This window comes from Streptomyces sp. URMC 123, from assembly GCF_051386515.1.
Classification (GTDB): domain Bacteria; phylum Actinomycetota; class Actinomycetes; order Streptomycetales; family Streptomycetaceae; genus Streptomyces.
In genome coordinates this window covers 1-8,754 of record NZ_JBPQTV010000274.1, presented here as the reverse complement: position 1 = coordinate 8,754, position 8,754 = coordinate 1, and the positions used below count along the sequence as shown (strand labels likewise).

9 protein-coding genes and 1 pseudogene are annotated in these 8,754 nt (G+C 71.2%); 6 read left to right on the top strand and 4 right to left on the bottom strand.

The features are described from left to right. Nucleotides 1–63: 63 nt before the first annotated feature. From ACSNOD_RS24500 to ACSNOD_RS24485, 4 genes are all read left to right on the top strand, one after another. Nucleotides 64–519 carry an ABC transporter permease gene (locus ACSNOD_RS24500; protein ID WP_436769203.1) on the top strand — a complete coding sequence of 152 codons (456 nt, stop codon included), beginning with the start codon at nt 64–66 and terminating at the stop codon, nt 517–519. 26 nt (nt 520–545) lie between these two features. Next, on the top strand, nt 546–1,844 hold the full coding sequence (locus ACSNOD_RS24495; RefSeq protein ID WP_436769202.1) for a sensor histidine kinase: 1,299 nt from the start codon (nt 546–548) through the stop codon (nt 1,842–1,844). Further along, complete coding sequence (locus ACSNOD_RS24490) at nt 1,834–2,487, top strand: response regulator (RefSeq protein ID WP_436769201.1); 654 nt, start codon at nt 1,834–1,836, stop codon at nt 2,485–2,487. Before ACSNOD_RS24495 ends, ACSNOD_RS24490 begins: the two co-directional genes overlap by 11 nt. A gap of 151 nt (nt 2,488–2,638) precedes the next feature. Beyond that, nucleotides 2,639–3,097 carry a hypothetical protein gene (locus tag ACSNOD_RS24485; protein WP_436769200.1) on the top strand — a complete coding sequence of 153 codons (459 nt, stop codon included), beginning with the start codon at nt 2,639–2,641 and terminating at the stop codon, nt 3,095–3,097. 391 nt (nt 3,098–3,488) lie between these two features. On the opposite strand, the gene ACSNOD_RS24480 is transcribed toward ACSNOD_RS24485, so the two are convergent. From ACSNOD_RS24480 to ACSNOD_RS24470, 3 genes and pseudogenes are all read right to left on the bottom strand, one after another. After that, nucleotides 3,489–3,863: a hypothetical protein gene (locus ACSNOD_RS24480; RefSeq protein WP_436769199.1), complete on the bottom strand. Its 375-nt coding sequence runs from the start codon at nt 3,861–3,863 to the stop codon at nt 3,489–3,491. Nucleotides 3,864–3,999: 136 nt separating this feature from the next. After that, nucleotides 4,000–4,986 (bottom strand): immunity 49 family protein, encoded by a 987-nt coding sequence (locus ACSNOD_RS24475; protein WP_436769204.1) that lies wholly within the window; start codon nt 4,984–4,986, stop codon nt 4,000–4,002. 1,211 nt (nt 4,987–6,197) lie between these two features. Next, nucleotides 6,198–6,398, bottom strand: a pseudogene (locus ACSNOD_RS24470) (hypothetical protein); the annotation flags it as partial. 239 nt (nt 6,399–6,637) lie between these two features. On the opposite strand from ACSNOD_RS24470, the gene ACSNOD_RS24465 reads away from it, so the two are divergent. Beyond that, nucleotides 6,638–7,039, top strand: a complete 402-nt coding sequence (locus ACSNOD_RS24465) for an IS110 family transposase (protein ID WP_436769198.1) — start codon at nt 6,638–6,640, stop codon at nt 7,037–7,039. A gap of 184 nt (nt 7,040–7,223) precedes the next feature. After that, nucleotides 7,224–7,649: a transposase gene (locus tag ACSNOD_RS24460; protein ID WP_436769197.1), complete on the top strand. Its 426-nt coding sequence runs from the start codon at nt 7,224–7,226 to the stop codon at nt 7,647–7,649. A 172-nt stretch (nt 7,650–7,821) separates the two neighbouring features. On the opposite strand, the gene ACSNOD_RS24455 is transcribed toward ACSNOD_RS24460, so the two are convergent. Continuing rightward, the gene (locus ACSNOD_RS24455) at nt 7,822–8,679 is read right to left on the bottom strand and encodes a beta-ketoacyl synthase N-terminal-like domain-containing protein (RefSeq protein ID WP_436769196.1); all 858 of its coding nucleotides are present in this window, start codon (nt 8,677–8,679) and stop codon (nt 7,822–7,824) included. Nucleotides 8,680–8,754: the final 75 nt, after the last annotated feature.

Genomic DNA, 8,754 nt, shown 5'->3' with positions numbered 1-8,754 from the left:
ACCGCCAGCAGCAGGGTCAGCAGGTAGCCCCCGACCTGGCTCGGCAGGGCGACGTCGGAGAAGATGCGCCCCACCGCCGTTCTCGGTGCTCAGGTGGGATTGCACGCCGTCGCTTCGCTGATCTCCGCTGTGCTCACCCTCGCGGTGGGGCGCATCTTCTCCGACGTCGCCCTGCCGAGCCAGGTCGGGGGCTACCTGCTGACCCTGCTGCTGGCGGTGGTGTGCGTGCTGGCGCTCGGCGCGCTGATCTCCGCGCTGTCCCCCACCACGAAGATCGCCCAGGCGGTCAGCATCTCGGTGTTCTTCCCCGCGATGCTCGCAGCCGGCGTCTACATGCCCATCCAGCAGATGCCCGACCTGATGGCCAACACCGTGGAGGCGCTGCCCTTCGGCGCCGCAGCCCAGGCCCTGAACCAGGCCACCGCCGGCGACTGGCCGGACTTGATCCACCTCGGTGTACTGGCACTGTGGACGCTGGTGCTGTCCGCGGCCGCCGCGCGCTGGTTCCGCTGGGAGTGACGAACGTGTCACGCGCTCCGGACGCCATGGCCGATACTGAGGCCGTGGCACTCGACGCATCCCTCCCTGCCACCGAGCCGCAGGCCGCGCACCACGCGCAGCCGCGATTACTCCTTCGCTTCAGCCCTCCCGTCCTCCTCGGCGTCAGTCTGGTGCTCGCCGCGGCGACCTCGTCCCTGGTCGGCATGGACGGCACCGAGTGGTTGGCGGCGGGGATACTCGCCGCCGCGGCGCTCGTCCTGCAGTTGTGGTGGGACCGGGTGGCACGCAGTCGGCCCGGCCCCAGTGCGGCCAGCGCCGCGTACTACGCGCTGCGCTCGGCCCTGGCGTTCGGCCTGGCCTGGATGAACCCGTTCTGCGCCTTCTACGCCGCGGTCGGATGCTTCGACACCGAGCGTCTGGTGCCCCGCCGCTGGATTCCCCTCGGCCTGCTGGCCACCGCCGCGACGATCTCCGGCGCGCAGCTCGGGGGTCTGCCGCCCGACGACACGGCGAGCTGGGTGTTCTACGGCATGCTGGTCGCCGCCAACATGGGCATCTTCCTGACCGTCCAGCAAGACGCGGGGAAGGAGGAGGACCGCGCCCGGAAGCGGGTGGCGATCATCCGCGAACTGGAGCACACCAACCTCGCGTTGGAGCGGGCCTTGGTGGAGAACGCCGCCCTGCACGACCAACTCCTGCTCCAGGCGAGGGAGGCCGGGATCGCCGACGAGCGCCGCCGGCTGGCGGCGGAGATCCACGACACCGTCGCCCAGGACCTGACCGGCGTCATCGCCCAGCTCCAGGCCGTCACTGACACCCAGATACAGGGCGCGGCCCGCGTCCACGCCGAACGAGCCCTGCAGCTGGCCCGCCACAGCCTCGGCGAGGCACGCCGGGCCGTCGCCAACCTCGCGCCCGTCGCACTGGCCGAGGACGCTCTGCCCGAGGCGTTGAAGACGACCGTCGTCCGCTGGTCCGAACGCACCGGCGTGCGCGCCGAGTTCACTCTCACCGGCTCCGACAAGCCGCTGCACGAGGAGGTGGAGGCGACGCTGCTGCGCATCGTGGCGGAGGCGCTGTCCAACGCGGCACGCCACGCGAAGGCCACCCGGGTCGGCGTGACCCTGTCCTACATGGGCGAGGAGGTCGTGCTCGACGTGCGCGACGACGGACAGGGCTTCGACCCGTCCGCCCTGCCCGAGCGCGACACCGCGTCCGGGTTTGGCCTGGCGGGCATGCGTGCCCGCGCGGAGCGGCTGGCGGGGGAGCTGACCGTGGAGTCCGAGCCAGGCCTGGGCACTGCCGTGTCCGCACGCGTACCGTCGGTGCCCTATGAAAGCTGAGAACAACGGGACGATCACCCTGCTGATCGTCGACGACCACCCGGTGGTGCGCGACGGCTTGCGCGGCATACTGGAGCCCGCGGAAGGCTTCACCGTGCTCGGAGAGGCGTCCGGCGGCACGGAGGCGGTGGAGATGACACTGCGCGTGGACCCGGACGTCGTCCTGATGGACCTGCGTATGCCGGCCGGCAGCGGCGTGGAGGCCATCGCCGAACTGGCCCGGCGTGGTGCACGGGCCCGCGTGCTGGTGCTCACCACCTTCGACACCGACTCCGACACCCTCCCCGCGATCGAGGCCGGGGCGACGGGGTACCTGCTGAAGGACGCGCTGCGCGATGAGCTGTTCGCGGCCATCCGGGCGGCGGCGGAGGGCCGCACCGTGTTGTCCCCGGCGGTCGCCTCACGCCTCGTCACGGCGGTGCGCGCCCCCGCCGCGCCGCCTGTCGACGACACGCTCTCCGCGCGCGAGGTGCAGGTGCTCGAGCACGTGGCGCGCGGCGCGTCGAACCGGGAGATCGCTCGTGGGCTGTTCATCAGCGAGGCGACGGTCAAGACGCATCTGATCCACATCTACGGCAAGTTGGACGTAAGGGATCGGGCCGCGGCGGTGGCGGTCGCCTACCAGCGGGGCATCCTCGGCTGATCGCCGACATCGGCGAAGTGCTCCTCGCCACGCCGCCCGACCCTCACACCGTCGCTCCTTCGCTCTACGGAGCGAGCAAGGAGGTTCCGGACCGTACCGACCCGGCGCGATCACCAACAGCGAGAGTGCCGCGGGCATCGACCGGCACTCCATGCCGGGTCTCCAGCGTGGCCTCATCGCCAACCGCTTGTCCTACAACCCTCCGACTGCACGGCCCCATCCTCACCACGCCCAGCACCGCCGCCCAAGAGGCCGTCCTCGCGCCGCATACGCCCGCGCCGGGGTCGCCCCTGACGCGGTCGGCTACGTCGAACTGCACCACACCGGCATCCCGGTCGGCGATCCCGTCGAGGCCGCGGCTCTCAACGCCGTTTTTGGCACCGCACGCATCGCGCCGCTGCCGGTCGGCTCCGTGAAGACCAACATCGGGAGCGGAACGTCGTGCCGCCCGAGCCTCAACTTCCGTTCCGCGCCCGCCGGTGTCCCGCTGGAACGGCTGAACCTGCGGGTGGAGACCGAGGCGACCCCTCTAGGGGGCGGGGGATTTGTCGGAGTCAGCTCGTTCGGCATGAGCTTCGGGCGAGGGGGCGTCGAACCCCTTTGCCGCTGATCGGATCAGGCACGAATGGCCTCCTCTTCGGCGCCGGCCGCGTCGAGCGGCCCGCGCAGCTTGTTCACAGCCTGGCGGGTCATCCGGGCGAGCCTGCCCAGCTCGGCGTCGCTCGTCTCGGGGTAGCCCTCCCACGCGAACGCCCGGCTGCAGACGCGAGTAGATGCCGGCGCGGGCGGCCTTCATGGTCTGCTCGGCCTCGGCGCGGGCCTCACCGAGGGCGGCCAGCTCGTGGAGAACCTGCCGGCGGAGCGCGGTCCGGCGTTCGTACGCGGCCTTCCGGTGGGCGCCGACCAGCACGGTGCCCTCAGCGGCCGCGGCCGCGGGGGCGACATCCGGGGAAGGCTGCGAGCTCAGCGTCGGTGGTGACGGCGGTGACGACTGTGGGGTGCTAGGCGAGCCCGTGCTCGACGGAGACGAGCGGGCGCCCTGCGGCCTGGTCAGGCCTGTGCTGGTACGGGTAAGCGCGGGTGCCAATCAGGCCGGCATGGAAGCGAGCGGCATCCTTCTCGCCGATGCCGTAATGCGCGGCCAGGTCCGGCCAGAACTCGCCGCACGGCCGGAGCCCCTTGCGGGCCAGGTACACCGCCTCCTCGTCGAGGGTCTCGTCGCTTGCGATAGCAACGTGGTCTTGGATGATCCGGGGGAAGTCGCGTGCGGCATCGCCCGCGTCGATGAGCCAGGGACGGCGGCCCTCGGGACCCTTGCGGTCGCGGCTGCACGCGCGACCGATGCCAGGCGGGCGGAGGCGGCAAGGGTAGGGCACTGGTCCGCCCGCAAGCGGCCCACCCACGCATCGGTCAGCGCCTTGCCGCTGGCGTAGAGCTCGCCGTCCCGGCCGCCGACCGCGACCAGCACCCCGCGCTGGGACGAGGACGCCGCCCCGGCCCGGCGACGCCCCCTCACTCCTTAGCGATCCAGCCCCCGAAAGTGTTCACGTTCGTCTTCGCCGCTCGTCGCAGGGCCTCTGGGGAGCCCAGCACGCTGCGCGGCAGGTAGCCGGACCGGACACTGAGCTCCCATCGGTGTACCTGGACGGCAAGGGCTGCCAGAGCAAGAGGGCCCAGCGGCAGCAGGCTCCTGATGGCCGGGTCACGGTCCGTGCTGTCCCGGTACTCGGTGAGCCGGGCCACGAGGGCCTGCTCGAAGGCGCGCTGGTCGTCGTCGAGGAGTACGCGCAGGAGGCGCTGGTCAGCCGTCAGCGCGCCCAGGGCGTCCAACTGCCGGGCGGCTTCGGCGCGCTCGTCGGCGCTCGGCTTGCGCAGGGGCACGGTGGGCCAGTCACACGGCAGATGACCGTCCGCTTCGGTCAGGTACCGGCACAGTGCGTCCATCGCCGTGAGGTCCGCCGGGTCGGACGTCGAGGTCAGCTTCGAGTACGGCACACCGTTGCGGATCGCAGGGGCGTAGTCGATCCTCAGCAGCAGACCGATCACCCGCTGCCATTCCCACATCAGACCGCTGACCAGGCATATCTCGAACGTATCGAGCCACGTACGGGCGGTGGGGGCCTGGGCCTGCCCGGTGAGGCCGGCGGTGACCACGGCGTCGCCGAAGGCGGTGTCCTCGCTGCTGAGGCCTTCCCCGATGAGCGGGAAGAGGATCTCCTGGTCCCCGTCGGGAAAGCAGCCGATGCTCAGCACTCCCAGAGAGCACTCAGCGGCGGTGCGCAGAACGATATGCGATGTTTCGTCGAGGTCGAGGTCGGGGTCGGTGAGGGTGCGGGCGGCGACATGGTCGAGGAGGTCGTCGCCCATCTCCTGGATCTTCTTCGGGGACGGATCGTCGTGACACATCCAGAACCATCGATCGCGGGTTCGTCCGTTGATGTCCTCGAGCGCCTTCGCCACGGCCTGTTCGCTGACCTCGTGACGTGCTACTTCCTGCATTGTTTCCATCCCTCGTGATCTTGCTGGCCGGACGCGGCACGCTACCAAGGGGCTCGGACATCGCCTGGTATCTGTCCACGAGATCCGGCACGGAGCCGTACGGGCAGTGAACAGGCATGATCAGGCGGTTCCGTGGCTGAGAGGATGGCGTGAGGTGAGGCGACGTAGGTGTCGCGTGCGGTGCCCGGCCAGGTCTCTGCGAACCCGCAGCTGGAGAAGGAGGCCGCGCGGCCGTCGCGGTGGTCGCTGTACTCGGCCAGCAACCCGGCCGCGGTGGCCCCGGATCTCCTGGGCCCGGCGCACGAACTCCCCTATCGGGCGCGGCCGGCGCCCGGCCTGCGGTGCCCTGCGGTCACGGTGGGCCCGGCAAGGCCTGCGGCGGTCATGAGCAGGCGTTGTCTGCGAGATGGGCATGGCCACGCGACGCCGCCCTCGCCCCCGGAGAACTCGCGGTCGTGCAGGAGCGCATTGCGACCGACCACGGCCGGTGGCGGCGGCGCGCGTCGCTTCGTTTCGTGCTGGTCGGAGTGTGTTCTGCGCGGTCGCCGGCGGAGCCATGGGACAGTGCGACTACACCAAGCCGAAGGGCGCTTCCGGATCGGGCACCGGCCCCGCGCCATGGCGGCCGGCGAGGTGCGCGCCGCCCGCATCACGACGGGCCCGATGATGCCGCTGCGCATCCTCCCGGAGGCGCTCCGCGACGACGATGCGGCTCTCGTGCTCGTCTGCCGCAAGGGCACCCCGGGCTCGGTCTGCTTGATGGACTCCTGCGGAGCAGTGAGGACGCTGTACAGGGCGCCCTCCACGGCATCCTGCGGTGGCTCACCGCGGGCGGGACGTGACCGTGGTGCTGCTCACCACCGTCGCTCTCCCCGGCGGCGCGGCCGCCGCCGTCCACGACGAAGGCACGGCCTGGAGTGAGGTCGCCGTGCCTGGCGGCCGCGTCGGGCTCAGCGTGGCTGGTGGCAGCGAGCCCGGTGCGAGCAGGCCGGCGCGGGCCCCAGCGCCGGGGCCACGCCACAGCAGTCAGGCCGGCACCCTGTTGTGCTGGTGCCATTCGACGTTCAGTTGGTCGGCGCGCCTTCGCGGACGGTGATCGGGCCGTGCAGTTTTTCGAGCTTCGCGTACTGCGTGCGGCCAGAGCCTTCCTGCTTGTAGCCCGCCCACCGGGCGAGGTCGGACTTCCTCAGCTCCACGTCGGCCCTTTGGTGGGCGAGGTGCTGCTCGCGCAGTTCCTCCCAGGGGGTGCACTCCTCGAGCGACGGCAGGTCGTTGGCGGCGTTCTCCTCCAGGGCGCCGGCGAACTGGTCGGCGGTGGCCCGGGTGCGGGCGGCGTACGCGCGAACGGCCTCGGCGGCCGCGGGGTCCAGCTGCTGCCGGGCGGTGTCGGCGGGGGCCGGCTGTTCGCTCATTACGGGACCATCCCTTCTGCAACCCTCATGAGTAGGGTTGTGACCTCTCGGTCCTGGTGGGTGCACGGCCATGTTCGCGAGCCGCTCGACGGCCACGATGAGTTCCGCCGGCCCCACCGGGCCGAGGCCGTCTGATCGGCTTCAGGGACACGCCCCGCAGAGGGCCGATTAATGAGCTCCAGGCGGACGTCCTCACCACCGAGCAGGTGCTCTGCGCACGACACAGGAGTACTTCTTTCGTGTACATCGGCTGGGACTGGGCCACCGACACCCACGACGTGAGCGTCATGGACGAGACCGGCAAACGCGTCGACCGGTGGGAACTGGCTCACACTGAAGAGGGGTTCGCCAAGGCCCTGGCGAGGCTGCGCAAGCATGGCGACCCGGCCGATCTGCCGGTGGCCATCGAGACGACCCGCGGCCTGGCCGTCGACCGGGCGCTCGCCGCCGGCCACCCGGTTGTCCCGGTCCACCCCAACGCCTTCCACGCCATGCGCCCGCGCTGGGGCACCTCCAAGGCCAAGACCGATGCCGGTGACAGCATGAAGCTCGCCGACTACCTGCGCACCGACGGGCACCTGCTGCCCCGCCTGGAGCCCACCGAGAGGGCCACCTTGGACCTGCAGGCGCTCACCCGCTAACGAGCCGACCACATTCACGCCCATGTCGCCGCCGTCAACCAGCTCGCCGCCCTGCTGGACGAACACTGGCCCGGCGGCAAGGTCCTCTTCTCCACCCTGGACAGCGACATCGCCCTGGCCTTCCTGGAGCGTTGCCCCACCCCCGGATCGGCAGCCAAGCTCACCGCCGGCCGCTGGAAGCCTGGTGCAAGCACCGCGGCTACTCCGGCGGCAAACCGGCACCGTCCTCATCGAGCGCCTGCGCTCGGCCCCCGCCGCGGCCTCCCGCCTCAGCGAGCCCGTCGCCAGGCAGCTCATCCTCATGCAGGTCCAGCTCGTCCAGGGCATTTGGGCGACCATCCGCGCCGCCGAAAAGGCCATCACTGAGGCGGTCGAAATCCACCCCTACGCCTCGCTGTTCGTCTCCATGCCGCGCATCGGCAAGGTCAACCTGGCCCAGATCATCGGCGAGATCGGCCCCTTCCTGGAACGCGCCCAGAGCTGCGAACAACTCATCGCCGAGACCGGCGTCGTCTCGGTCACCCGCGCCTCCGGCAAGTCCCGCTCGGTGGGCTTCCGCTTCGCAGCCAACCGCAGAGCGCCTCGCGATCACCACCTTCGCCGACAATAGCCGCCACTAACCAGCGACTGGGCCGCCAAGATCTACAATGAGGCCCGAAACCGGAAGAAGCGCCATCCCCACGCCACTCGCATCCTCGCCCGCTCCTGGCTGCGCGTGATGTGGGCCTGCTGGCGCGACGGCACCTGCTACGACTCCGCTATCCACCAAGCCAACGGCAAGATCAAACCGGCCGCTGACAAGCCCGCGACGGCCTAGAGGTTGACTCAGGAAACTCATCGAGGGCTCCGGAGGGCGCGGAACGGGCGGGCCCCACCACGGTATCGCCGGACCAAGACGCGCCGGGATCACTCGGGCGGAACGTACGCCCCCGGGCCCAGGACCAGGTGCCTCGGGTTCGACGGCAGCGAGCCGGGCCGCGAACGCCAGCTCGCCAGGCGCGGGCGGCCGGCACCTGGCGGGCGAGCGCGGACAGCAGCACGGTGTGCGGGAGGACGAGCTGGGGAAGGAAGCCGGCGGCGGTCGGCTCCGGAACCAGGGGGCTGGCCGTGGTGTGGGCAGGGCGGCCGCTGCCGATGCAGCGGGGGCCGGCTGCGCGGCTGCGGCTTTGGCACGGGCCTTCGCTGCGGCGGTATGCCGGGCGCCGGCCTGCGCCCACGTACGGGCCTGGGCCCAGGCCGTGGCGGTCGCCTCCTGGCGTTGCGGAAGGCCACGGGCCAGCAGCCAGCCGACCGGGGCAGTGATCGGCCCGCCCGGCCGCGTCTGGCTCGCCAGACGCCGGGCGAGCCGGCTGGCGAGGGCGTGCGGCGCGTCCGTGCGACCGGCGAAGCCGGCTACCTGGACAACTCGCCTGGGGCGCGGCCTCCACCGCTTCCGGGTGGCCGGTATAGGCCGTGTCGGTGGCGCTGATGAGCACTCCGGCGGGCGTTTCCGTGAGAGTGACCGACGGGATTCCCGCGTCTTCCAGTGCCTCGCGGGCCTTTTCCAGTAGCAGGCGGTGCTGAACGTCTTCCGGCCGGGGTGGCCGCCGTGTTGGCCCGGGGGAACCGCATCCGGCCCGTGGGGGCTGCTGGCCAGGCACAGACCAGCATTACATCCAGTCATGTACTGGCCAGGAATGGGCCATTCCTTCTGGAGCGGACGCGGGCGCTATTCC